Origin of the sequence: Citrobacter amalonaticus, from assembly GCF_018252635.1 — a bacterium.
In the GTDB taxonomy this organism is placed as follows: domain Bacteria; phylum Pseudomonadota; class Gammaproteobacteria; order Enterobacterales; family Enterobacteriaceae; genus Citrobacter_A; species Citrobacter_A amalonaticus_E.
Genome location: NZ_JAGTXM010000058.1, coordinates 1 through 370, shown reverse-complemented (window position 1 = coordinate 370; position 370 = coordinate 1). Strand labels below are relative to the sequence as shown.

The 370-nt window shown below is 73.2% G+C and carries 1 protein-coding gene and 1 pseudogene; both read left to right on the top strand.

Going from position 1 to position 370, the window contains the following annotated elements; genetic code table 11:
- Positions 1 to 184: pseudogene (locus KE671_RS22700) on the top strand (class II fructose-bisphosphate aldolase); the annotation flags it as partial.
- Positions 181 to 370, top strand: a 190-nt coding sequence (locus KE671_RS22695) for a DeoR family transcriptional regulator (protein ID WP_211986829.1), incomplete at its 3' end; no start/stop codon positions are given. The pseudogene KE671_RS22700 and the gene KE671_RS22695, both read left to right, overlap by 4 nt.

Here is a 370-nt window from a genome sequence, read left to right as displayed (position 1 = left end):
GACCAAGATCAACGTGTCGACGCACCTCAACGGGTTCTTCACCAGGGCGGTGCGCGAGGTGCTGGCGGCGGACGAGCGGCTGGTCGACTCCCGCAAATACCTCGGCCCCGCGCGCCACGCCCTGGCCGACGAGGCCGCGCGGATGCTGCGCCTGTTCGCACTGCAGCCCGAGGCGGTGCGGTGAAGCGCGCGGCACGCCTGAACGCGATCCTCGACCTGCTGGCCGCGAGCGGGGAGGTCACGGTGGACGAGCTCGTCGACCGGTTCGGCGCCTCGCCCGCGACCACGCGCCGCGACCTCGACTCGCTCGCGGAACAGCGGCTGCTCACCCGCACGCACGGCGGTGCGGTGGCGCAGACCGTCGCGTACG